Origin of the sequence: Streptomyces sp. NPDC057565, from assembly GCF_042801455.1 — a bacterium.
Lineage (GTDB): Bacteria > Actinomycetota > Actinomycetes > Streptomycetales > Streptomycetaceae > Streptomyces > Streptomyces yanii.
In genome coordinates, this window is the sequence record NZ_JBHVFU010000007.1 from 14,572 (window position 1) to 38,563 (window position 23,992).

Sequence of the window (23,992 nt, forward strand, 5' to 3'; positions counted from 1 at the left end):
CGCAACGCCGACCGAAGCACAGACGGGGTGGTCCGGTGAGCAGGTACGACAGGTATGACGTCACGGACGAGCAGTGGGAGGGACTGGCCCAGGTCGTACCGCTGCGCAGCCGCAACGAATGGCCGTCACGGGTCGACCACCGCGCGGTCCCCGACGACCACGAGACCGTCGAACAGCGGCGCATGGTCGTGCTGCGGGTGCAGGTCTTCGCGGACGCGCGCGAGGTGGCCGAGTATCTGGTCGCACAGATCCCGGTCCTGCTCGATCTGACCAGTGCCGAGACCGATGTGGCCAAGCGGATCCTGGACTTCGCCAGCGGTGTGGTCTTCGGGCTCGGCAGCGGAATGCACCGCGTCGACCGGAACGTGTTTCTTCTGTCGCCGGCCGGCATGGAGGTCGAAGGGGTCGCGGTCGCGGGCGTCCCCCGATCGTAGGAAGGTCACGCGGGCGGAACGGTTCGCCGGTCGACGGCGTGCTTACGGTCCGCTCATGACTGCACGCTGCCCGGAAAACCCGTGGGCGACCCCAGAGGCATCGGCCGTCCGAGAAGCCCGAACCGAGGCTGTCCGAACCGGACCTCCCCGAAACGGTGCGGTCCGGTCCGCCGGCCCCGTCGTCACCGAACTGCGGCTCTCCGCCTTCGCCTCGCACCGTGGCACCGTCCTCCCGGTGGGCCCGCTCACGCTGTTCGCGGGGGCCGGTGGCAGTGGGAAGACCAGCGTGTTGCGGGCGTACGAGGCGCTGGCCCGGCTGGGCGCGGGCGACCCGCTCGACGAGGTGTTCCCGGACCCGGCGGCGTACGTACCCGAACGGGCCGGTCCCGACACCCAGGGGCGCCGCGGCTTCCGGATCGGCTGCACGGCGACCGGCCCGGCAGGACCGGTCCGGCTCGACCTCGCCGTGCAGGCCGAGCCCGCCCTCCGGATCGTCGGCGAACGGCTGACCGGCGGCGGCGAGACGCTGCTGACCACCGCGCTGCGCGACCCCAGGGGCTCGACGGTCCAGGCGGCCTGGCACACGGCCGGCACCGTCCCGGTGACCCGGGCCCCACTGCCGGACGACCTGCTCGGCACGGCGCTGCTGCCGCTGCGGGTCGCGGGCACGACCGAGGGACAGTTACGGGTCCTCGCCGCCGCCGAACAGATGGTCGTGGCCCTGCGCTCCGTCTTCGTCTGCGAACCGCAGCCGCAGCGGATGCGGGCGCCGGTGTCCGGCGGGGAGGGCCGGTTGCGCCGGGACTGCGACAACCTTGCGGCGGTACTGGAACGGACACACACCCAGTGCGGACAGCGGCATGCCCGGCTGGTTGCGGCGGCCGCTGCCGGATGCGCGGGGACGGTGAGCGGGCTGGGCGTCGAACGGCTCCCGGACGGGTTGCTGCGCGCCGTGGTGGAGCGCGACGGCGGTCACCTCACCCCGGTCGGGCGGCTCGGCGACGGCGAGTTGAGGTATCTGGCGCTCGCTCTGGTCCTGCTCACCGGCCCCGGGGTGCTGGCCATGGACGCCGCGGCGGAGGTGCCGTCGGCCATGCAGACGCTCACCGTCCTGGTCGACGGGCTGGACCGGGACCTGGACGGACGGCAGATGGCGGAACTGCTGACCCTGGCCGCGTCGGTCGGCTCGACCGGGCACCTCAGGCTGGTGGGGACGGTCGCCGAGGCGGCCGCCGCACGGGCCCGTGGGGCCGCCGGTGCGACGGTGGTACACCTGGGACCGTGAACGGACTCGATGTGCAGACACTGCAGCGACGGCTCGCCGCGTTCGCGGCCGCCCGTGACTGGGAGCAGTACCACACCCCGAAGAACCTGGCGGCGGCGCTCAGCGTCGAGGCGTCCGAACTGGTCGAGATCTTCCAGTGGCTGACGCCGGAGCAGTCCGCGCAGGTGATGGAGGTGCCCGAGACGGCGCATCGGGTGACGGACGAAGTCGCGGATGTGCTCGCGTATCTGCTGCAGTTCTGCGAGGTGCTGGGCATCGATGCGCTGGCGGCGCTGGCGGAGAAGATCGACAGGAACGAAGCGCGCTTCCCGGTTCCGAAGCCTCCAGAGTCTCAAAATCGTCACTCTTCGGAGTGATCGACTTCTTCACAGTCGATTTCGTGTCCACAGATTTCCGAAATCCCCTGGCGTTTCGGTACCGCTCCCTTCACTGTGGGTAGTGGATGGGGTGAGCGGGTTTTCGTTCGGACGGGGGCGACGTATGGAAGCGGAGCGGCTCATAGAGGTAAGTCGGCGAGCTCTGGCGCAGAGCCGGGGCGCGCCGTCCGTCATGGCGGAGGCCTGGCAGGTCCAGGCGCTGGCCCAGGCGATCGGCGAGCACCTGGCGGCCCACGGGCCGAAGGTGCTGCGGGGCGAGGCACGGGGGCTCGGCGAGATCGGGGGAAGCGGCGGCGGGGCAGCGGACCATCCGGTGGTGCGGACCGGCACGCCGCGGGCCGCGCAGCTTGCCGAGATTGCCGATCCCCGGGCGGCACTGACCGGCCTCGGCGCGCTGCTGGGGGAGATGGGGATGGCTCTCGTCGCGGTGGCCTGTGACACCGGCGAGGAGAGCCTCTACTGGCAGTGCATCGAGGCGATCGATGCGGCCGACGAGGCGCTGGACCGGGTGCACAGCATGCTCCGGCTCCTCGCCGAGCAGGACCGGGAGCAGGACCGGCAGAGGGAGCGGGAGGGTGCGTACGGTGCGGTGCGCGGACCGGCGGGCTCGGCGGCGGGCCCGCCGTGACGGCGCGAGAATGAGGCTGGAGCTTGACCTGCTCCTCCGCGTTCCCTCATGACAGGGCGTGCTGACCTTCGAACCATTCCCGCCCGGTGGCCCTCGTGGCTGCCCATCGGAATGGGCGGATTGTCCGCTGCCGCGACTGAGCCGCGCACCTTGCTATATAGTCCGCGCCTCGTTACCCCACGTCAGGCGGGGGGCCGGAGGAGGGGCACGTAGATGAAGAGGCGGGTCGGGCTTGTCGGGGTGGTTGCGCCCCTTTGTTCTGCGGCCATTGGCTGCTCCGTCGTGGGCGGGGAGGATGTGCAGCCGGCCGCGGCGAAGTCGGTAGCGGCATCCGCATCCGCGGCTGCATCGGAGAAGGCGCCCGCCTCGCCCGAGACCCCCGGCGACTTTCTCGACCTCGCCGAGAAGGCCATGGCGGCGCAGCACGGATGGACCTTCGCCGTGCGCGGGAAGGAAGGGCTCACCCTGCAAGGGCAGCAGCCCAGCAATGCGTCCTATACGGCCACCGTGCGGCGCACCAGTGATCCCGAGGCGCTCCAGTCCCATGGGGTCATCATCGGCAGTAAAGGGCAGCGCAAGCCCGAAGAGGTCTTCGTCGTCGGCGGTACGGGGTACGTGAAGGAGGGCGACGCAGGCACCTGGAAGCACGGGGCCCTCACTGATCCGGTGATCGCGAACAAGGTCGAGGATCCCGTCGCCGCCGTCCAGACGTTCCGGACCTACCTGAAGCAGGGGGGCGTCACCCTCACCGAGGCGGACAGTCACGGCAAGGTGCGGCTCCAGGTGCGGGTGGCCTCGCCGCGCAAGGTGCCCGAGGTGCAGGACCGTGCCTATGTGAAGTCCGCCGTACGAGAGGTGGAGCCCGTCCTCGACCAACTCCGAGGGGCCGGCGTGGCGGTGGACAAGTCTCAGGTCACCCTGTCCCGGCTGACCGAGACGCTGACGCTGGATGCCAGGACGGGGAAGGTGGAAGCCCACGCGTTCCGGTTCGCCTTCCTGATTCCGAACGGCGGGCAGGACATCACGTACACCCAGGACGTGAGCGAGGAGAACCGTGGAGTGTTCGGCGGCAGCATCGCCCTTCCCCCGGGGGTGAGTTGACGGGTCGGGGTGGCCGCGGACGGGCCGCCGGATTCCGGGGCGGGGGCAGCGCGAACAGCGGACTGCCCCCGCGGCCGAACATCACCCGTCGCAGGTCGACCGGCGCACCCGTCTGCAGGTTGAGGCAACGACCGCATCGGCCGGCCGAGTCGGTCGACAGGCCCCCACGACTTCCCGACCCGGTTCGCTACGAGAGTTGCGGCATCACGTCGGACGCGATCAATGCCAAGTGGTCCAGGTCGTCAAGGTCCAGCATCTGCAGGTACATCCGCTGTGAGCCGACGGCCCGGAACGCCGAGATGCGCTCGACGACCTCCGCGGGAGACCCGGCAAGACCGTTGGCCTTCAGTTCGTCGACGTCGCGGCCGATGGCTTCCGCCCGGCGCTTCACCTCCGCGTCGGTCTTGCCGACACAGGCGACGAGGGCATTGGAGTAGACGAGGTCGTCCGCCCTGCGCCCGTAGGCTTCAGCCGCCGCACGCACGCGCTTGAACTGCTGCTCCGTGTCGGCAAGGGACGCAAACGGAATGTTGAACTCGTCGGCGTACTGAGCGGCAAGAGCGGGTGTCCTCCTGGCTCCGTGGCCGCCGATCAGGACCGGCACCCTGGCCTGGGCGGGCTTGGGCAGCGCGGGGGAGTCCGAAAGCTGGTAGTACGTCCCGGTGAAGTCGAATCGCTCGCCGATGGGGGTGTTCCACAGCCCGGTGACGACCGCGAGCTGCTCCTCCAGGCGTCCGAACTTCTCCTTGGGAAACGGGATGCCGTAGGCCGCGTGCTCTTCCGCGTACCAGCCGGAGCCGAGCCCCAGCTCCACCCGTCCGCCGGACATCTGGTCGACCTGCGCAACCTGGATCGCGAGGACACCGGGGAGGCGGAAGGTGCCGGCGGTCATGAGGGTTCCGAGGCGGATCCGCGTCGTCTCGCGCGCGAGACCGGCAAGCGTGATCCAGGCGTCAGTAGGTCCTGGGAGGCCGTCCACGGCTCCCATGTGCAGATAGTGATCCGAGCGGAAGAAGGCTCCGTAGTTGAGTTCCTCGGCTGCCTTGGCGACGCGGAGCAGCGTCTCGTAGGTCGCCCCTTGCTGCGGTTCTGTGAAGACACGAAGATCCATGCGTCCATCATGCCCGTGGTGTACTCACGGACTCGCCTTGAACCGCTGTCGCACACGCGTCACGGCGTGCGGAGGGCACGGTACGCCGGCGTACTCAGGCCGTTTCTCCGCGATCACCTCGCTGCCCGGAGGAGGACCGCTACCGTGGGTCGTACACACACCTGCGCGCTCCTCGTCACCGACATGCAGAAGGCCCTGGTGGCGATCGTCCGGCTGTCGTGGGATCCGGGCCTCCTGCGGTCCCCGGCCGACGAGGACCGTATCGCCGCGACCCGCGCACGCACCTGGGCAGGTGGTCGACCGGAGGGAATGAGCAGCTGTGCAACCCGCCCGCCCGCTGGCCGCCGCGCTCGCCGAAGGAATCGTCCTCCTCGACGGCGGTCTCTCCAACCAACTGGAGGCGCAGGGCTGCGACCTGTCCGACGAACTGTGGTCGGCCCGGTTGCTGGTCGACGAGCCGCGGCAGATCGAGGCCGCGCACCGGGCGTATGTGCGGGCGGGTGCGCAGGTGCTCATCACCTCCGGTTACCAGGCGACGTACGAAGGGTTCGCGCGGCGGGGGATCGGCCGGGACCGGGCGACGGAGCTCTTCGCCTCCAGCGTGGAGCTGGCCCGGCGGGCCGGTGCGGCGGCGGACCGGGAGGTCTGGGTCGCCGGCTCCGTCGGCCCGTACGGGGCGATGCTCGCGGACGGCAGCGAGTACCGCGGGCGGTACGGGCTCTCGGTGCGGGAGCTGGAGCGCTTCCACCGGCCCCGGATCGAGGCGCTGGCCGCCGCCGGCCCCGATGTGCTGGCGCTGGAGACGGTGCCGGACACCGATGAGGCCGAGGCGCTGCTGCGGGTGGTCGACGACTACGGGCTGTCGGTCTGGCTCTCGTACAGCGTGGCGGGCGACCGGACCCGGGCGGGGCAGCCGCTGGAGACGGCGTTCGGGCTCGCCGCCGGGCACGACCGGGTGGTGGCCGTGGGGGTGAACTGCTGCGATCCGGCGGACGCGGACCGGGCGGTGGTGACGGCGGCCGAGACGACCGGGAAACCGGTTGTCGTCTACCCGAACAGCGGGGAGCAGTGGGACGCCGAGGGCCGGGGATGGACCGGTGGTGCCACGTTCGACCCTCGCCGGGTGAGGGGCTGGCAGGAGGCCGGTGCGCGGCTGGTCGGCGGCTGCTGCCGGGTCGGTCCCGGACCGATCGCGGAGCTGGCCGGGCTGCTGGGGGCCGGGCCGAAGGCAGGGAGAGAAGAACCCCGGACACCCTGAGGGCCGTCCCGTAGGCACCACGAAAATGCCTGGTCGGGGGCAGTGATCCAGACCATACTCGGACGTGTGTTCCTGACTATCGGTACGACCGGCACCCCTGAGCGCCCCGCAACCGACCTCGGCTTCCTGCTGCACAAGCATCCCGAGAAGGCGCAGACGTTCTCCACCTCCCACGGCACCGCGCATGTCTTCTATCCCGAGGCATCCGCCGAGCGCTGCACGGCCGCCCTGCTGCTGCAGGTGGATCCCGTGGCGCTCGTGCGCCGGGGCAAGGGCAAGGGCCGTGGCGGCGCTCCCGACGCGGCGCTCGCGCAGTACGTCAACGACCGGCCGTACGCGGCGTCCTCGCTGCTCTCCGTCGCGATGAGCACCGTCTTCAAGTCCGCTCTGAACGGCGTGTGCCGGGCCCTGCCCGAGCGCGCGGCGGCGCCCCTGCCGCTCAGGATCGAGGTGCCCGCGCTCCCGGCGCGTGGTGGCGCGGAGCTCGTGACGAAGCTCTTCGGTCCGCTCGGCTGGACGAGCGTGGACGCGGTGGCCGTACCGCTGGACGAGCAGTTCCCGGAGTGGGGCGACTCGCGGTACGTACGACTGGTGCTGGAGGGCGAGTTGCGGCTCGCGGACGCGCTGCGGCAGCTGTACATCCTGCTGCCGGTGCTCGACGACGCCAAGCACTACTGGGTCGCGCCCGACGAGGTGGACAAGCTGCTGCGAGCCGGTGACGGCTGGCTGGCCGACCACCCGGAGCACAAGCTGATCACCAGCCGCTATCTCTCCCGGCGCTGGGGGCTGACCCGGCAGGCGATGGAACGGCTCGAACTGGTACGGCTCGCCGAGCTGGACGACCTGGCGGTGGAGAGCGTCGACAATGCCGTGGACGAGACGACGGACACCGAGGAGAAGCCGGTGCCGCTCGCCGAGCAGCGGCGTGAAGCGATCCTTGAGGCGCTGCGGGCCGCCGGGGCGAGCCGGGTGCTGGACCTCGGCTGCGGACAGGGGCAGTTGGTGCAGGCACTGCTGAAGGACGTGCGCTTCACGGAGATCGTCGGCGTCGACGTCTCGATGCGGGCCCTGACCGTCGCCTCGCGTCGGCTGAAGCTGGACCGGATGGGCGAGCGGCAGGCCGGCCGCGTCACGCTGAGGCAGGGCTCGCTCACATACACCGACAAGCGGCTGGGCGGGTATGACGCGGCCGTGCTCAGCGAGGTCATCGAGCACCTCGACCTGCCGAGGCTGCCCGCGCTGGAGTACGCGGTGTTCGGCTCGGCCCGGCCGCAGACGGTGCTCGTGACGACGCCGAACGTGGAGTACAACGTCCGCTGGGAGAGCCTCCCCGCCGGCCACGTGCGCCACGGCGACCACCGCTTCGAATGGACCAGGGCCGAGTTCCGGGGCTGGGCGCAGGAAGTGGCGCAGCGGCACGGATACGAAGTCGGCTTCGTGTCGGTGGGACCCGACGACCCCGAGGTGGGGCCGCCCACACAGATGGCCGTGTTCACGAAGACCGCCGAGGACGACACGAAGAAGAAGGAGGCGAAGGCAGCATGACCGACGACGACACCGAAAAGAGCACCGACGCGCACCGCACGCTGCCGGTGACCGACCTCTCCCTCGTCGTGCTCATCGGGGCCAGCGGTTCCGGCAAGTCCACGTTCGCGCGCAAGCACTTCAAGCCCACCGAGATCATCTCCTCGGACTTCTGCCGCGGCCTCGTCGCAGACGACGAGAACGACCAGAGCGCGAGCGGTGACGCCTTCGACGTCCTGCACTACATCGCGGGCAAGCGGCTCGCCGCGGGACGGCTGACCGTCGTCGACGCCACCAACGTCCAGGCCGAGAGCCGCAGGCAGCTGGTGCAGCTGGCCCGGACCCACGACGTGCTGCCCATCGCGATCGTCCTCGATCTGCCCGAAGAGGTCTGCCAGGCGCGCAACGCCACCCGCCCCGACCGCGCCGGCATGCCCCGCCACGTCGTCCAGCGCCACCGCCGCGAGCTGCGCCGCTCGCTGCGCGGCCTGGAGCGCGAGGGGTTCCGCAAGGTGCACATCCTGCGCACCGAGGAAGAGGTCGACCACGCCGACGTGGTGCTGGAGCGCCGCTACAACGACCTGCGTCATCTCACCGGGCCGTTCGACATCATCGGTGACATCCATGGCTGCAGCTCCGAGCTGGAGACCCTGCTCGGCAAGCTCGGTTACGTCGACGGCGCGCACCCCGAAGGGCGTATGGCGGTCTTCGTCGGCGACCTCGTCGACCGCGGCCCCGACAGCCCCGGCGTACTGCGCCGCGTCATGTCCATGGTGGCGGCGGGCACCGCCCTGTGCGTGCCGGGGAACCACGAGAACAAGCTCGGCCGCTACCTCAAGGGCCGCAAGGTCCAGCACACCCATGGGCTCGCCGAGACCATCGAGCAGCTGGACCGCGAGGACGTCAGGGATCCGGCCTTCCGAGAGCAGGTACGGGAGTTCATCGACGGGCTCGTCAGTCACTACGTGCTGGACGAAGGGAAGCTGGTCGTCTGCCACGCCGGGCTGCCCGAGAAGTACCACGGGCGCACTTCCGGACGGGTCCGCTCGCACGCGCTGTACGGGGACACCACCGGCGAGACCGACGAGTTCGGCCTGCCGGTGCGTTACCCGTGGGCGGAGGACTACCGCGGCCGCGCCGCCGTGGTCTACGGCCACACCCCCGTGCCCAGCACGTCCTGGGTCAACAACACCCTCTGCCTGGACACGGGCGCGGTCTTCGGCGGGAAGATGACCGCGCTGCGCTGGCCGGAGCGCGAACTCGTCGACGTACCGGCCGAGAAGGTCTGGTACGAGCCCGCGAAACCGCTCGTCACCGAGGCGCCCGGGGGTCGCGAGGGGCGTCCGCTCGACCTGGCCGATGTGCAGGGCCGGCGGATCGTGGAGACCCGGCACATGGGCCGCATCTCGGTGCGGGAGGAGAACGCCGCGGCGGCGCTCGAAGTGATGAGCCGGTTCGCCGTCGACCCGCGGCTGCTCGGCTACCTCCCGCCGACGATGGCGCCCACCGCGACCTCCCACGAGGAGGGCTTCCTGGAGCACCCCGCCGAGGCCTTCGCGCAGTACCGGGCCGACGGGGTCGCCCAGGTCGTGTGCGAGGAGAAGCACATGGGCTCGCGGGCGGTGGCCCTGGTCTGCCGTGACGCGGACGCGGCCCGCGAGCGGTTCGGGGTCGAGGGCCCGACCGGGGCGCTGCACACCCGCACCGGTCGGCCGTTCCTCGACGACGCCGCCCTGACCGAGGTGATCCTCGGCAGACTGCGTACGGCCGTCGCCGCCGCAGGGCTCTGGGAGGAGTGGGACACCGACTGGGTGCTGCTCGACGCCGAGCTGATGCCCTGGTCCCTCAAGGCGGGCGGGCTGCTGCGCTCCCAGTACGCGGCGGTCGGCGCCGCGTCCGGTGCCGTACTCCCCGAGGTCGACGCGGCTCTGGCGGCAGCGGCGGCACGCGGTGTCGACGTCGCCGAGCTGGCTGCGCGTCAGCAGGACCGTACGGCCGACGCGGCGGCGTTCACCGACGCCTACCGTCGCTACTGCTGGACCACCGAGGGCCTGGACGGGGTGCGGATCGCCCCGTTCCAGATCCTCGCCGTGCAGGGCCGTTCGCTGGCCGCCGTACCGCACGACGAGCAGCTGGCCTGGCTCGACCGGCTGGTGGAGCACGACCCCACGGGGCTGCTCCAGGTCACCCGGCGGCTCGTCGTCGACACCGGCGACGAGGCATCGGTCCGCGCCGGCATCGACTGGTGGCTGGAGATGACCGGCCGCGGCGGCGAAGGCATGGTCGTCAAACCCCTTGCCGCGCTCGTGCGGGACGAGAAGGGCAGGTTGGTCCAGCCGGGCATCAAGGTGCGCGGCCGGGAGTACCTCCGGATCATCTACGGCCCCGAGTACACGCGTCCGGAAAATCTGGAGCGGCTGCGCTCCAGGTTCCTCGGCCACAAGCGGTCGCTGGCGCTCCGTGAGTACGCGCTCGGCCTCGAGGCCCTGGACCGGCTGGCCGAGGGCGAGCCGCTGTGGCGGGTCCACGAGGCGGTGTTCGCGGTGCTCGCCCTGGAGTCGGAGCCCGTCGACCCGAGGCTCTGACCGCAGCCGGAACGCGCCGGGATGCGATGCCGGACCCGGCATCGCATCCGGTGGCGAACTCGGTGGCGATTCGCCGGGTGAACGGCGCTCCGCGCGGTGAGGATGGAGGCATGGGATTCCATGTCGACTCCGAGGCCGGGCGGCTGCGCCGCGTCATCCTGCACCGCCCCGATCTGGAACTGAAGCGGCTCACCCCCAGCAACAAGGACGCGCTCCTCTTCGACGACGTGCTGTGGGTGCGCCGCGCCCGGCAGGAGCACGACGGCTTCGCGGACGTCCTGCGCGACCGCGGGGTGGAGGTGCACCTCTTCGGCGATCTGTTGCGTGAGTCCCTGGACATCCCGGTGGCCAAGCGGCTCGTCCTCGACCGGGTCTTCGACGAGAAGGAGTACGGCCCGCTCGCCACCGAACACCTGCGGGCCGCCTTCGAGGAGCTGCCCGCCGCCGAGCTGGCCGAGGCGCTGGTCGGCGGGATGACGAAGCGGGAGTTCCTGGAACGGCACAGCGAGCCGACATCCGTCCGCTTCCATGTCATGGACCTGGACGACTTCCTGCTCGGTCCGCTGCCCAACCACCTCTTCACCCGGGACACGTCCGCCTGGATATACGACGGGGTGTCCATCAACGCGATGCGCTGGCCGGCCCGGCAGCGCGAGACCGTCCACTTCGAGGCGATCTACCGCCATCACCCCCTCTTCACCGGCTCCGAGGCGGGAGCCTTCCACCACTGGTCCGAGGGGCAGGACGACTATCCGTCCACCATCGAGGGCGGCGACGTCCTGGTCATCGGGCAGGGCGCCGTCCTGATCGGGATGAGCGAGCGCACCACCCCGCAGGCGGTGGAGATGCTGGCCCGCGGACTGTTCGACGCGGGTTCCGCCCGGACGATCGTGGCGCTCGACATGCCCAAGAGGCGGGCGTTCATGCACCTCGACACGGTGATGACGATGGTCGACGGCGATACCTTCACCCAGTACGCGGGGCTGGGCATGCTCCGCTCCTACACCATCGAGCCCGGCAGCGGACCGCGGGAGCTCAAGGTCACCGACCATCCGCCCGAGCACATGCACCGGGCCATCGCGGCGGCGCTGGGGCTGGATTCGATCCGGGTCCTCACGGCCACCCAGGACGTGCACGCGGCCGAGCGCGAGCAGTGGGACGACGGCTGCAATGTGCTGGCCGTCGAGCCGGGCGTCGTCGTCGCGTACGAACGCAACGCGACCACCAACACGTATCTGCGCAAGCAAGGCATCGAGGTCATAGAGATCCGCGGCAGCGAACTCGGCCGGGGCAGGGGCGGTCCCCGCTGCATGAGCTGCCCGGTGGTCCGCGATGCGGTCTGAGGGCTGTCCCGTGAGGAGCGTCGTCCGGTGCGTGCGTGCCGGGCGGCGCGACGGGGCAAAGCTTGCCGGGAGGGGTACTGGTGCTGGGAGCGTGCGACCGAACGGGGGAACACGGGACCCCGCGGGAGTACGGAAGGCGGCACGACCGCGCGGGGCCTGTATAGCAATGCGCTCTCTCGTATAGACTTCCAGAGAACTGTACGCGCGACCCTCGCCCGACCCAGGAGCAGCCACCATGGCCATAGACCTCGCAGGCCGCCACTTCCTCAAGGAGTTGGACTTCACGGCCGAGGAGTTCCGCGGCCTGATCGACCTGGCCGCCGAGCTCAAGGCGGCCAAGAAGTCGGGTACGGAGGTGCAGCGGCTTCGCGGCAAGAACATCGCGCTGATCTTCGAGAAGACCTCGACCCGCACGCGTTGCGCCTTCGAGGTCGCCGCCGCCGACCAGGGTGCCTCGACCACGTACCTCGACCCCTCGGGCTCGCAGATGGGCCACAAGGAGTCGGTGAAGGACACGGCCCGCGTACTCGGCCGGATGTTCGACGGCATCGAGTACCGCGGTGACAGTCAGGCGGCCGTCGAGGAGCTCGCGGCGTACGGCGGAGTCCCCGTCTTCAACGGGCTCACCGACGACTGGCACCCGACCCAGATGCTCGCCGATGTCCTCACGATGACCGAGCACAGCGACAAGCCGCTGGAGCGGATCGCCTTCGCCTACCTCGGCGACGCCCGCTTCAACATGGGCAACTCGTACCTGGTCACCGGTGCGCTGCTGGGCATGGACGTCCGGATCGTCGCCCCGAAGTCCTACTGGCCGGCCGAGGAGATCGTCGCGCAGGCCCGCAAGCTCGCCGAGGCCAGCGGTGCGACCGTCACCCTCACCGAGGATGTCGCCGAGGGCGTCCGCGGTGCCGACTTCGTCGCCACCGACGTGTGGGTCTCCATGGGCGAGCCCAAGGAGGTCTGGGCCGAGCGCATCACGGCGCTCGCGCCGTACGCCGTCACCATGGACGTCCTGAACGCCACCGGGAACGCCGATGTGAAGTTCCTGCACTGCCTCCCGGCCTACCACGACCTCGGCACCAAGGTCGCCCGCGAGATCCATGCCGCCCACGGGCTGACCGAGCTGGAAGTCACCGACGAGGTCTTCGAGTCCGCGCACTCGATCGTCTTCGACGAGGCCGAGAACCGGATGCACACGATCAAGGCCGTCCTGGTGGCGACCCTGGCCGCCGTCTGACGGGTCGCCGCCCAGGTCTGCATGAACATGCGCCCGATTGGGTGAACATGCAGGCAATTGGTTACAATGGTTCCACTTGGTGGGGTTCGAGCTCGCGGGCTCGAACCCCATCGTCGTGTCTGACGCGCTCCCCCCACGGAGCCGACCGGAGCCCCCGCCGGCTCCGCGCGCACGACCCCCCACATGCTCCACCAGAGAAGAGATCATCCCCGTGAGTCCGCTCCGCCCGCAGAGCCTGTCGCCCCGGCCGGGACTGCGCATCAAGAGCCCCACCCAGCTGGTCGCCGAATCCGGCGCCGACCTGGAGGGGCACGGCCTCAAGCGCACCATGGGGCTCTTCCAGCTCGTGTGCTTCGGCATCGGCGCCATCGTGGGAACCGGCATCTTCGTCGGCCTCTCCGACAGCGTCGCCGAGGCCGGTCCCGCCGTCGTCGTCTCCTTCGTCCTCGCTGCGATCACCTGCATCTTCACCGCGTTCTCCTTCGCCGAGCTGGGCGGCGCGATCCCGGTCTCCGGCAGCTCCTACTCCTTCGCCTACGCCACCCTCGGCGAACGCACCGCGTTCCTCGTCGGCTGGTGCCTGCTGCTGGAGTACGGCGTCTCGGTCTCCGCGGTCGCGGTCGGCTGGAGCCAGTACGTCAACGAGCTGCTGAACAGCATCGTCGGCTGGCACCTGCCCGCCGCCCTGTCCGCAGGGCCCGCCGACGGCGGCGTGATCAACCTCCCCGCCGTCGTGGTGATCATGATGGCCGCCACCCTGCTGGTGCGCGGCGTCCGGGAGAGCGCGGGAGCCACGGCCGCGATGGCCGTCCTCAAGATCGGCATTCTGATCGCGTTCTGCGCCATCGCGTTCACCGCGTTCGAGGCAGGACACCTCTCGCCGTTCGCCACCCACGGCGTGGCCGGGATCACCTCCGGTGCCTCGCTGGCGTTCTTCTCGTACATCGGCTTCGACGCCATCACCACCGCCGGCGAAGAGGTCAGGAACCCCCGCCGGAACATCCCGATCGCGATCATGATCTGCATCGGTGTCGCCACCCTGCTCTATTGCGCGGTCGCCCTCACCGCCATCGGGGCACTCGGCGCGGACGCCGTCTCCGACAAGCCGGCCGCGCTCTCGCTGATCGTCGACCAGGTCACCGACTCGACTGTCGGCGGCGGCATCATCGCCTTCGGTGCGGTCGTCGCCATCGCGTCCGTCGTGCTCGCGGTGATGTACGGGCAGACCCGCATCCTGATGTCGATGTCCCGTGACGGCCTGGTCCCGCGGGTCTTCGAACGCGTCTCGCCGCGGACCGCGACACCCGTCGCCAACACCTGGATCGTCGCCGTCGTCTTTGCGGTTCCGGCGGCCTTCGCCTCTCTCGACGCGGTGGTGAACCTGACCACCATCGGCACGCTCGCCACCATGGTGGCGGTCAATGTCGCGGTGATCGCGCTGCGCCGCAGCCACCCCGGGCTGAAGCGTTCCTTCCGGGTGCCGCTCTATCCGGCCAGCCCGATCCTGGGCGTCGGCTTCTGCCTCTACCTGATGTACGGGACGGGCTGGGCGACCTGGGTGCAGTTCGCGGTCTTCCTGCTGGCCGGTGCGGCGGTGTACGCCTGCTACGGGCGACGCCGGTCCCGGCTGGCCGGTGCGGACCGGGCCTAGTGCCTTGACCGGCAATGTTTGCCCCATGAGGGGCGCCGTCCGGTGCGTGCGATCGCAAGGCGGCCGGAAGTCCTTGGATGGGGTCTCCCCTGCTCGAACGGAGTTGAGAGCTTGGGGAAGGAGCTACCAGGGCTTTTGGCCAACGCGGAAGGGGGTCCCCCCTGGCCCTTAAGGCCTTGGGGGAGCGCGTGCCGGGCGGTGCGACGGGGCAAAGCTTGCCGGGAGGGGCACTAGTGCTGGGGCTGAGGCGACGGCAGGGTGAACCAGACCGTCTTGCCGTGTTCCGTCGTGCGATGGCCGCAGGACGAACTGAGGGTGCGGATGAGCAGCAGGCCCCGGCCGTGCTCCTGCCAGGGGTCCGGTTCGCTGCCCGGACCGGGCCGGGAGAGATCGCCCGGTGGAGCCGGGTCGCGGTCGTGGACCTCCACCTGGCAGCCGGTCTCCAGAATCTCCACCACCAGCTCGATCGGATCGTCGCCGGCGGTGTGCTCCACGGCGTTGGCGACCAGTTCGGCGGTGAGGAGCTCCGCGGTGTCGAGGGAGTCGGCAGAGGCGCCGATGTCCGTCAGCGCCGTACGGATCAGGGCGCGGGCGATCGGCACCGCCGCCGTCGAGTGCGGCAGCGCGATACGCCAGGAGGCGGGGATCGGTACGTCGGGGGGCACAGCAGGAATCCGTTCCGGAGGGCACGACTTTCTGGAGCTCAAGACTTCTCGGTTTCAACCATACGAAGTGCAACGACGCAGACAAGGGGCGAGCGACCGGTACGAATGGGACCTTCGCCACTTCGCTCTCACCGTCCCTTTATTGCGCACTCGTGACGGGAGTCACGGATGAGTGATAAATTCGAGGGCAGGTAGCAGCCCGACGGCTGAAGGGGACCACCCTCCATGAGCCCGTTTCCCAGCTCCGCGCCGCGCACCGAGCACTGGCGCCATCTGCGGCTGACGACGGACGACGGCGTCGCCACCGTCACCCTGGCCCGCCCCGAGAAACTCAATGCGCTCACCTTCGGCGCCTATGCCGATCTGCGCGATCTCCTTGCCGAGCTGTCCCGAGAACGCTCCGTGCGCGCCCTCGTGCTGGCCGGCGAGGGGCGCGGCTTCTGCTCCGGCGGCGACGTCGACGAGATCATCGGCGCCACCCTGGCGATGGACACCGCGCAGCTGCTCGACTTCAACCGCATGACCGGACAGGTCGTACGGGCGCTGCGTGAGTGCCCCTTCCCTGTCATCGCGGCCGTCCACGGGGTCGCCGCGGGCGCCGGTGCCGTCCTCGCGCTGGCCGCCGACTTCCGTGTCGCCGACCCGTCCGCCCGGTTCGCCTTCCTCTTCACCCGGGTCGGACTCTCCGGCGGCGACATGGGAGCTGCGTATCTGCTGCCGCGCGTCGTCGGTCTCGGCCATGCAACCCGGCTGCTGATGCTCGGCGAGCAGGTCCGCGCCCCCGAGGCGGAACGGATCGGGCTGATCAGTGAGTTGACCGAGGAGGGGCAGGCCGACGCACGCGCCGCGGCGCTCGCACACCGCCTCGCCGAAGGACCCGCCCTCGCCCTCGCCCAGACCAAGGCGCTGCTCACCGCCGAACTCGACATGCCGCTCGCCGCCGCCGTCGAGATGGACGCCGCCACCCAGGCGCTGCTGATGCACGGCGACGACTACGCCGAGTTCCACGCCGCGTTCACGGAGAAGCGGCCGCCGAAATGGCAGGGCAGGTAACGCGATGCGGTACGGCACGAGGCGGATCGCGGTCATCGGCGGCGGTCCCGGCGGACTCTACGCCGCGGCGCTCCTCAAGCGCCTGGACCCGGAGCGCTCCATCACCGTCTGGGAGCGCAACGCCCCGGACGACACGTTCGGCTTCGGAGTCGTCCTCTCCGACGAGACGCTCGGTGGCATCGAGCACGCCGACCCCGTGGTGTACCGGGCGCTCCAGGCCGAGTTCGTGCGCTGGGACGACATCGACATCGTCCACCGCGGCCGGACCCAGACATCCGGCGGCCACGGCTTCGCGGCGCTGGGCCGCCGACGGCTCCTGGAGATCCTTCACGAGCGCTGTAAGTCGCTGGGGGTACGGCTCCGCTTTCGCGAAGAGGCCCCGCCCGCCGCCGAACTCGCCGCGACGCACGATCTGGTGATTGCCGCCGACGGGGTGCACAGCGCCACCCGCGAGGCGTACGCCGACACCTTCCGGCCCACCCTCACCGCCCACCGCAACCGCTACATCTGGCTCGCCGCCGACTTCGCCCTCGACGCCTTCCGCTTCGAGATCGCCGAGACCGAACACGGCGTGATGCAGCTGCATGCCTACCCCTTCTCGGCCGGTGCCTCCACCGTCATCGTCGAGATGCGCGAGGAGGTCTGGCGCGCGGCGGGGCTCGACACCATGGACGCCGCAGCCTCGACGGAACGCTGCGCCAAGATCTTCGCCGATGTCCTCGGCGGCCGCCCGCTGCGTTCCAACAACTCCTCCTGGCTCACCTTCCGTACCGTCGTCAACGCCCGCTGGTCGCACGCCAACACCGTCCTCATCGGCGACGCCGCCCACACCGCCCACTTCTCCATCGGCTCCGGCACGAAACTCGCCGTCGAGGACGCCCTCGCGCTGGCCGCCTGCATCGAGGAACAGCCCGACCTGCCCGCCGCCCTCTTCGCATACGAGGCCGAGCGCCGCCCCGTCGTCGAATCGACCCAGCGCGCCGCCGCGGCCAGCCTGCGCTGGTTCGAGGAGCTCGGTACGTACGTCGACCAGGCGCCCCGCCAGTTCGCCTTCAACCTCCTGACCCGCAGCCGCCGCGTCACCCACGACAACCTGCGGCTGCGCGACGCCGGATTCACCGCGGCCGTCGAGGAGGAGTTCGGCTGCGCCCCGGACACCCCGCCGATGTTCACCCCCTTGCGGCTGCGCGGACTCGAACTCCGCAACCGTGTCGTCGTCTCGCCGATGGACATGTACTCGGCGGTCGACGGCGTTCCCGGCGACTTCCACCTCGTCCACCTGGGCGCCCGCGCGCTCGGCGGCGCCGGGCTCGTCATGACCGAGATGGTGTGCGTGAGCGCCGAGGGCCGCATCACCCCCGGCTGCGCCGGCCTCTACACCCCCGCACAGGCGGACGCCTGGACCCGGATCACCGACTTCGTCCACACCTCGGCGCCCGGCACGGCGATCGGCATCCAGCTCGGCCACTCCGGCCGCAAGGGCTCCACCAAGCTGATGTGGGACGGCATCGACCAGCCGCTCGACGCGGGCAACTGGCCCCTGTCCGCCGCCTCCCCGATCCCGTACGCGGAAGGAGTCAACCAGGTCCCGCACGCCCTGGACCGGGCCGGACTCGAGGTCATCCGCGCCCAGTTCGCCGCGGCCGCCCGGCATGCCGTCACCTGCGACTTCGACCTGCTCGAACTCCACTGCGCGCACGGCTACCTGCTGTCCGGCTTCCTCTCGCCGCTCACCAACCGACGCACCGACACCTACGGCGGACCGCTGTCGAACCGACTGCGCTTCCCCCTCGAAGTCTTCGACGCGGTACGCGCCGAGTGGCCCGACGACCGGCCCATGACCGTCCGGATCTCCGCCACCGACTGGGCCGAAGGAGGCACGACGGCCGAGGAGGCCGTCGAGATCGCCCGCGCGTTCGTCGCGCACGGCGTCGACGCCATCGACGTCTCCACCGGCCAGGTCGTCCCGGACGAACGCCCCGAGTACGGCCGCTCGTACCAGACCCCGTACGCCGACCGGATCCGCAACACCCTGGTCGTGCCCGTCATCGCGGTCGGCGCGATCTCCTCCTGGGACGACGTCAACTCCCTGCTGCTGGCGGGCCGCGCCGACCTCTGCGCCCTGGCCCGCCCGCACCTCTACGACCCGCACTGGACCCTGCACGCGGCGGCCGAACAGGGTTACGCCGGACAGGGCGCCCCCTGGCCGCTCCCGTACCGCGCGGGCAGCCGCACACCCCCGACCGGCCGCACGGACGCACCGAAGCCGCGGCTCACTCTGGGGTGAGCGTCAGACACTCGTGGCACCGGCACGGATCCGGATGCGGGGAGCCGCGCCAGTGCTCGGTTCTCTCGGCGCGTGCCTTGACCGCCAGCAAGGTGGCCATCGCCTCCGACGCCTCTCGGGTCTCGTCCCCGTACCACCCGCTCGTGGCCTCGTCGTACCGGCGGAGAACCGCAGGGCTGCGGACCAGGGCCGGCCGGAAGGAGTGCAGATTGCGGGTGGCCATATCGATCGTGATGTAGGCGCCGGTATGCCGACCCCGACCGATGACCGTCACTTCCTCGTACGCCATGCCGCCGTAGCCACCGATCACGTACACCTTCGAACCTCCCCGGAACGACTTGGTGCCGGGCCGCAGTTCCTGACCGCCCTCCCCGTACCGCCGGAAGCGCACCACATTCGCGGCGATCAGCCAGAGCGGCTCCCGGACCTCACCGGACTCGGTCATCTCTCCTCCACACCGTTGCCCTGCGCACTGATCAGCAGCCGGTCCGAGACGGGCCGGAACCCGATCCGCTGATACACGCCGTTGCTGGTCGGATTGGCGAGGTCCGTGAACAGCACCACCTCGTCCGCGCCCGCCTCCCGTGCCGCCCGGCTGACCTCGGCCGTCACCGCCGCCGCATACCCGCGGCCCCGGTGCTCCGGCGGTGTGTACACGGGCGCCACCCGTACCGAACCCGCGACCTGCAAGGAGACACCGGCCATCGACACCGGGACCCCGCCGGTCTCCCAGAGCGTCAGCCTGCCGGCCGCCGTCCGCTCGTCCACCATTCGCTCGGCGCGCGCGTTCGGCTGGCCGACGTCTGCGGCGAACGCATGGTGCCAGGCGATCAGCAAGGCGCGGTCGGCGGTCGTCGCGGACCTGGGGCCGCCCGGCGGCGCGGGTGAGGGTGGGATCAACTCGCCGAGTCGGTACAGACGTTGCTCCTTGTCGACCCGGTGGCCGGGCCACTCGGCGGCCAGCGCATCGGCCGTGGCCCGGTCCGCGTTGACAGTGGTCAGCGGGAACGCGGTGGTCAGCGGACCGACAGCCTCCGGGGCAACGACACCGAGCAGGGGTGGGTGCGGAGGGGTCTGCACCAGGGTCCCCGCCACCTCACCGTCCGGCCCGCGCCACCAGCCCAGCACCGGGGCGCCGTCGCCGTACGCCTGAGCGCCGCTGCTGCGCAGCGTCGCGGCGATGGTCAGCACCAGGGTGTTCTCGGCGGGCCGCGTGGCCAGCCATGCACCGGCCGTTTTCAGGAACACATCGGCATCGTCAGTGAAGGTCCAGGTCATGGTCCATGATGGCCAGTCGGGCCCGTGCCGTGCACACGTTTTACGAGCCGCCCGGCCCGCCCCGTACGAACTCCTCCCCCGCGTCACGCAACCGGGCGTGCAGCAGCCCGAACACCTCCGCCGACCGGCCCCCGGGCCACTCCTTGGGCAACAGCTCCTCCGGCAGGCCGGGATCGGCGTACGGCAGCTGCCGCCACGAGTCCAGGGCCGCCAGATAGTCGCGGTAGGCGGTCTCGGGATCAGGGGCACCGGTGCGTGACTCCCAGGCCCGCAGCACCGGTTCGTGCTGCTCCAGGAAGTCCACGTGGAGCCGGGCGATCGCGTCGAGGTCCCACCAGCGCGCCACGGACTCGCGCGTCGCGGCGAAGCCGAGGTGTTCCCCGCGGAACAGGTCCACATACGGGGCGAGTTCCAGCCGCTCCAGCGTGTGCCGAGTCTCGTCGTACAGTGCGGCGGGCGCGATCCACACCCCGGGCGCCGCCGTGCCGAAGCCGAGCCGGGCCAGCCGCGAGCGCAGCAGGTGCCGCTTGTGCCGTTCCGCTTCCGGTACGGAGAAGACGGCGAGCACCCAGCCGTCCTGGAGCGGCGGCGACGGGTGCGCATAGATCCGCCGGTCGCCGTCGTCCAGCAGCTGGCGGGCGTCGGACGACAGCGCGTACCCGGCCGCACCGCTCACGGTACGCGCGGGGACGAGCAGCCCGCGCCGCTTCAGCCGGGAGACGGAGGAGCGTACGGACGGGGCGTCGACACCGAGGACGGACAGCAGCCGGATCAGTTCGGCCACCGGCAGCGGTGCATTGCCGGGGGCGCGACCGTACGCGCCGTAGAGGGTGACGATCAGGGATCTGGGGGTGTGCTGCTCGGCCACGTGATCACTCTAGGTCCCGTCCGTCGGTCCGGTCCCCGTCGCTCCGCAGCCGGAACCGCTGCAGTTTGCCGGTGGCGGTCCGGGGGAGCGCCGGCACGAATTCGATGACGCGCGGGCATTTGTGGGGGGCGAGTTCGTTCTTCATGTGTGTGCGCAGCTCGTCGGCCGACGCTTCGCCGCCCTCGCGCAGCACCACGTACGCCACCACGATCTGCCCGCGCAGCTCGTCCGGATGCCCGACCACCGCCACCTCGGCGACCTCGGGATGGCGCAGCAGGGCGTCCTCGACCTCGGGACCCGCGATGTTGTACCCGGAGGAGATGATCATGTCGTCGGCGCGCGCGACGTAGTGGAAGTAGCCGTCGCTGTCACGCGTGTACGTGTCGCCGGTGAAGTTCCAGCCGTGCTGTACGTACTCCGACTGGCGGATGTCGGCGAGATAGCGGCAGCCGACCGGGCCGCGGACGGCGAGCAGCCCCGGCTCCCCGTCGGGCACCGCGCGGCCGTCCCGGTCCAGCACGCGCGCCTCCCAGCCGGGCACGGGAACGCCGGTGGTGCCGGGGCGGATCACGTCGTCGGCGGCGGAGATGAAGATGTGCAGCAGTTCGGTGGCGCCGATGCCGTTGATGATGCGCAGGCCGGTCCGCTCGTACCAGGACTGCCAGGTGGCCAAGGGCAGGTTCTCGCCCGCCGACACGCAGCGCCGCAGCGCGGCGAGATCGTGCTTGTCGAGGTGGTTGAGCATCACGCGGTAGGCGGTCGGTGCGGTGAACAGGACCGAGACGCGGTGGGCGGCCAGCGCGGGCAGCAGTTGCCGCGGACCGGCCTGTTCCAGCAGCAGAGCCGACCCCCCGGCCCGCAGCGGGAAGACCACCAGACCGCCGAGCCCGAAGGTGAAGCCGAGCGGCGGACTGCCCGCGAACACGTCGTCGGGACGGGGCTGCAGCACGTGGCGGGAGAAGGTGTCGGCGATGGCCAGCACATCGCGGTGGAAGTGCATGCAGCCCTTGGGACGTCCGGTGGTGCCCGAGGTGAACGCGATCAGCGCGACATCGTCCGCGGCCGTGTCCACAGCGCGGTAGGGTCCCGGCCGCCCCTCGGCCAGGTGCAGCAGATCGTCGGGACCGTCACCTCCGTACACCGTGATCCGCAGCCCCGGTACCCCCGCCTTCACCAGGTCGTCGACCGACCGGATGTCGCACAGCGCATGACCGACCTGGGCCATCGAACAGATGGTGGAGAGCTCCTGGGCCCGCTGCTGGGCCAGTACGGTCACCGCGATCGCGCCCGCCTTCAGCACGGCCAGCCAGCAGGCGGCGAGGTGGGGCGTGGTGGGCCCGCGGAGCAGAACCCGGTTGCCGGGGACGACCCCCAGATCGGCAGTCAGGACATGGGCGATCCGGTCGACCCGGTCCTGGAGCTCCCCGTAGCTCCAGATCGCGCCCTGGGGCGTATGGAAGGCGGGGCGGTCGGGGCCGAAGCGGGCGACCGTGCCGTCGAGCAGCTCGGCGGCGCAGTTCAGCCGGTCCGGATAGTTCAGCTCGGGGAGGCCGAAGACCAGTTCCGGCCACTGGTCCGGGGGTGGTAGATGCTCCCGGGCAAAGGTGTCATGGTGCGCTGAGGTCTTCGGGTCCATAACGGATCGCCCCCTTGTCGCCCTTGGAGCGTATCGTTTGAATGACGGTAGTCAACAGTTCGCGATAGGGGACAGGAGAGGCGCCGGTATGACGGCATTCTCACTCGATCCGGCACAGACCGCCTGGTGCGAAGAACTGCGCGCCCTGGCCGAACAGGAGCTGCGCCCCCTCGCCGAGAAGGGCGAACCGGGGCACGTCAACCGCCCGCTGATCGCCGCCCTCGGCGAACTCGGCCTGCTCGACCGCCTTTTCTCCTCCGGCGCCCTCGACCTCTGCCTGCTGCGGGAGTCCCTCGCCCGCGCCTGCACGGAGGCCGAGACCGCGCTGGCCCTCCAGGGACTCGGCACATACCCGTTGGTCCAGGCGGGTACCCCGGCCCACCGGGCGCGCTGGCTTCCCGAGGTCCGGGCCGGGCGTGCCGTCGCCGCCTTCGCACTGAGTGAGCCCGGCGCCGGCTCCGACGCCGCGGCGCTCGCCCTGGCGGCCGAGCGCGCCCCGGACGGCTGGCGGCTGACCGGTGAGAAGCGCTGGATCTCCAACGCCCCCGAGGCCGACTTCTACACCGTCTTCGCCCGTACGACACCAGGCGCCGGAGCCCGCGGCGTGACCGCGTTCCTGGTCCCTGCCGACCGCCCGGGACTGACCGGCACCGCCCTCGACATGCTCTCCCCGCACCCGATCGGCGCCCTCGCCTTCGACGGCGTGCCGGTCACGCCCGATGATGTGCTCGGCGAACCGGACCGCGGCTTCGGGGTCGCCATGAACACCCTCAATCTGTTCCGTCCCAGCGTCGGCGCGTTCGCCGTCGGCATGGCCCGCGCCGCCCTCGACGCGACCCTCGCCCACACCGCGCAACGCACCGCGTTCGGTGGTCCGCTGAAGGAACTGCAGGCCGTCTCCCACCAGGTAGCCGAGATGGCCACCCGCACGGAGGCCGCCCGGCTTCTCGTCTACGCGGCCGCGGCGGCGTACGACGCGGGGGAACCCGGCGTACCTGGCCGGGCGGCGATGGCGAAGCTGTACGCCACCGAGGCGGCCCAGTACGTCGTCGATGCGGCGGTCCAGCTGCACGGCGCCCGCGCGCTGCGCCGCGGCCATCTGCTCGAACACCTCTACCGGGAGGTGCGTGCCCCGCGGATCTACGAGGGCGCCAGCGAGGTCCAGCGCACGATCGTCGCCAAGGAGCTGTACGCGGCGGCGACGGAGACAGCGACGGGGACCGCGCGCCCGGCGCCGACCGTGAATCAGGAGCCTGCCGTATGAGCCCGATACACCGGATCAACCCCGCCGAACTGTCCCCGCCCACGGGCTTCTCGCATGCCGTCACGGCCACCGGCAGCAGCCTGGTCCTCCTGGCCGGGCAGACCGCCCTCGACCGGGACGGCAAGGTCATCGGGGCCACGCTGCCCGAGCAGTTCGCGACGGCCCTGACCAATCTGCTCACCGCGCTGCGTGCGGCCGGGGGCTCCCCGGCCGACCTGGCGCGGGTGACCGTCTACGCCACTGATGTCGCCGACTACCGCGCCCACGCGCCCGAACTCGGGCGGATCTGGAAACGGCTGGCCGGCCGCGACTACCCGGCGATGGCGGTCATCGGGGCGGCGAGGCTCTGGGACGAACAGGCACTCGTCGAGCTCGACGGCATCGCCGTACTGCCGTGAACACAC

General features: G+C 70.9%; 21 protein-coding genes. 15 read left to right on the plus strand and 6 right to left on the minus strand.

Annotation, left to right across the window (positions count from 1 at the left end):
- The first annotated feature begins 35 nt into the window (after positions 1 to 35).
- The 5 genes from ACFU8W_RS16630 to ACFU8W_RS16650 all read left to right on the plus strand — a co-directional run bounded on the left by ACFU8W_RS16630 (position 36) and on the right by ACFU8W_RS16650 (position 3,825).
- Complete coding sequence (locus ACFU8W_RS16630) at positions 36 to 434, plus strand: cell division protein SepF (RefSeq protein ID WP_384037194.1); 399 nt, start codon at positions 36 to 38, stop codon at positions 432 to 434.
- A 55-nt stretch (positions 435 to 489) separates the two neighbouring features.
- A complete protein-coding gene (locus ACFU8W_RS16635) occupies positions 490 to 1,719 on the plus strand; it encodes an AAA family ATPase (RefSeq protein WP_384037197.1) in 1,230 nt (409 codons plus the stop codon).
- Positions 1,720 to 1,730: 11 nt separating this feature from the next.
- Positions 1,731 to 2,075 carry a nucleotide pyrophosphohydrolase gene (locus tag ACFU8W_RS16640; protein ID WP_384037200.1) on the plus strand — a complete coding sequence of 115 codons (345 nt, stop codon included), beginning with the start codon at positions 1,731 to 1,733 and terminating at the stop codon, positions 2,073 to 2,075.
- 124 nt (positions 2,076 to 2,199) lie between these two features.
- Complete coding sequence (locus ACFU8W_RS16645; RefSeq protein ID WP_384037203.1) at positions 2,200 to 2,724, plus strand: DUF6099 family protein; 525 nt, start codon at positions 2,200 to 2,202, stop codon at positions 2,722 to 2,724.
- Positions 2,725 to 3,006: 282 nt separating this feature from the next.
- On the plus strand, positions 3,007 to 3,825 hold the full coding sequence (locus ACFU8W_RS16650) for a hypothetical protein (protein WP_384037205.1): 819 nt from the start codon (positions 3,007 to 3,009) through the stop codon (positions 3,823 to 3,825).
- 187 nt (positions 3,826 to 4,012) lie between these two features.
- Here the strand turns inward: ACFU8W_RS16650 and ACFU8W_RS16655 are convergent, their stop codons facing one another.
- On the minus strand, positions 4,013 to 4,936 hold the full coding sequence (locus ACFU8W_RS16655) for an LLM class F420-dependent oxidoreductase (protein WP_384037208.1): 924 nt from the start codon (positions 4,934 to 4,936) through the stop codon (positions 4,013 to 4,015).
- 319 nt (positions 4,937 to 5,255) lie between these two features.
- Between ACFU8W_RS16655 and mmuM the strand changes: the two genes are divergently transcribed.
- The 6 genes from mmuM to ACFU8W_RS16685 all read left to right on the plus strand — a co-directional run bounded on the left by mmuM (position 5,256) and on the right by ACFU8W_RS16685 (position 14,537).
- A complete protein-coding gene (mmuM, locus tag ACFU8W_RS16660; RefSeq protein ID WP_384037211.1) occupies positions 5,256 to 6,194 on the plus strand; it encodes a homocysteine S-methyltransferase in 939 nt (312 codons plus the stop codon).
- Between the two features lie 66 nt (positions 6,195 to 6,260).
- A complete protein-coding gene (locus ACFU8W_RS16665; RefSeq protein WP_384037213.1) occupies positions 6,261 to 7,739 on the plus strand; it encodes a 3' terminal RNA ribose 2'-O-methyltransferase Hen1 in 1,479 nt (492 codons plus the stop codon).
- Entirely contained in the window at positions 7,736 to 10,303 is a 2,568-nt protein-coding gene (locus tag ACFU8W_RS16670; protein WP_384037216.1) for a polynucleotide kinase-phosphatase, read from the plus strand. The genes ACFU8W_RS16665 and ACFU8W_RS16670 overlap by 4 nt, the downstream gene beginning before the upstream one ends.
- Before the next feature lie 110 nt (positions 10,304 to 10,413).
- The gene (locus tag ACFU8W_RS16675) at positions 10,414 to 11,646 is read left to right on the plus strand and encodes an arginine deiminase (protein WP_345514140.1); all 1,233 of its coding nucleotides are present in this window, start codon (positions 10,414 to 10,416) and stop codon (positions 11,644 to 11,646) included.
- Positions 11,647 to 11,881: 235 nt separating this feature from the next.
- Positions 11,882 to 12,886, plus strand: a complete 1,005-nt coding sequence (gene argF / locus ACFU8W_RS16680; RefSeq protein ID WP_345514139.1) for an ornithine carbamoyltransferase — start codon at positions 11,882 to 11,884, stop codon at positions 12,884 to 12,886.
- Between the two features lie 211 nt (positions 12,887 to 13,097).
- Complete coding sequence (locus tag ACFU8W_RS16685) at positions 13,098 to 14,537, plus strand: amino acid permease (protein WP_384037221.1); 1,440 nt, start codon at positions 13,098 to 13,100, stop codon at positions 14,535 to 14,537.
- Between the two features lie 230 nt (positions 14,538 to 14,767).
- Here ACFU8W_RS16685 and ACFU8W_RS16690 read toward each other — a convergent pair whose 3' ends face one another.
- Positions 14,768 to 15,202 carry an ATP-binding protein gene (locus ACFU8W_RS16690; protein ID WP_384037224.1) on the minus strand — a complete coding sequence of 145 codons (435 nt, stop codon included), beginning with the start codon at positions 15,200 to 15,202 and terminating at the stop codon, positions 14,768 to 14,770.
- 225 nt (positions 15,203 to 15,427) lie between these two features.
- Between ACFU8W_RS16690 and ACFU8W_RS16695 the strand changes: the two genes are divergently transcribed.
- Together ACFU8W_RS16695 and ACFU8W_RS16700 are read left to right on the plus strand one after the other, a co-directional pair.
- Complete coding sequence (locus ACFU8W_RS16695) at positions 15,428 to 16,255, plus strand: enoyl-CoA hydratase family protein (protein WP_266980389.1); 828 nt, start codon at positions 15,428 to 15,430, stop codon at positions 16,253 to 16,255.
- A gap of 4 nt (positions 16,256 to 16,259) precedes the next feature.
- Positions 16,260 to 18,542 carry a bifunctional salicylyl-CoA 5-hydroxylase/oxidoreductase gene (locus ACFU8W_RS16700; RefSeq protein ID WP_384037228.1) on the plus strand — a complete coding sequence of 761 codons (2,283 nt, stop codon included), beginning with the start codon at positions 16,260 to 16,262 and terminating at the stop codon, positions 18,540 to 18,542.
- Here ACFU8W_RS16700 and ACFU8W_RS16705 read toward each other — a convergent pair.
- From ACFU8W_RS16705 to ACFU8W_RS16720, 4 genes are read right to left on the minus strand one after another with little or no spacing between them, the layout of a single operon-like run.
- Positions 18,529 to 18,987: a hypothetical protein gene (locus tag ACFU8W_RS16705; RefSeq protein WP_384037230.1), complete on the minus strand. Its 459-nt coding sequence runs from the start codon at positions 18,985 to 18,987 to the stop codon at positions 18,529 to 18,531. The genes ACFU8W_RS16700 and ACFU8W_RS16705 overlap by 14 nt on opposite strands.
- Positions 18,984 to 19,820: a GNAT family N-acetyltransferase gene (locus tag ACFU8W_RS16710; protein ID WP_384037233.1), complete on the minus strand. Its 837-nt coding sequence runs from the start codon at positions 19,818 to 19,820 to the stop codon at positions 18,984 to 18,986. The genes ACFU8W_RS16705 and ACFU8W_RS16710 overlap by 4 nt, the downstream gene beginning before the upstream one ends.
- A gap of 40 nt (positions 19,821 to 19,860) precedes the next feature.
- Entirely contained in the window at positions 19,861 to 20,688 is an 828-nt protein-coding gene (locus ACFU8W_RS16715) for a PaaX family transcriptional regulator C-terminal domain-containing protein (RefSeq protein ID WP_345514130.1), read from the minus strand.
- A 4-nt stretch (positions 20,689 to 20,692) separates the two neighbouring features.
- The gene (locus ACFU8W_RS16720) at positions 20,693 to 22,324 is read right to left on the minus strand and encodes an AMP-binding protein (RefSeq protein ID WP_384037237.1); all 1,632 of its coding nucleotides are present in this window, start codon (positions 22,322 to 22,324) and stop codon (positions 20,693 to 20,695) included.
- Between the two features lie 88 nt (positions 22,325 to 22,412).
- Between ACFU8W_RS16720 and ACFU8W_RS16725 the strand changes: the two genes are divergently transcribed.
- Complete coding sequence (locus ACFU8W_RS16725) at positions 22,413 to 23,588, plus strand: acyl-CoA dehydrogenase family protein (RefSeq protein ID WP_384037240.1); 1,176 nt, start codon at positions 22,413 to 22,415, stop codon at positions 23,586 to 23,588.
- The gene (locus ACFU8W_RS16730; protein ID WP_345514127.1) at positions 23,585 to 23,986 is read left to right on the plus strand and encodes a RidA family protein; all 402 of its coding nucleotides are present in this window, start codon (positions 23,585 to 23,587) and stop codon (positions 23,984 to 23,986) included. The genes ACFU8W_RS16725 and ACFU8W_RS16730 overlap by 4 nt, the downstream gene beginning before the upstream one ends.
- The last annotated feature ends 6 nt before the right edge of the window (positions 23,987 to 23,992 follow it).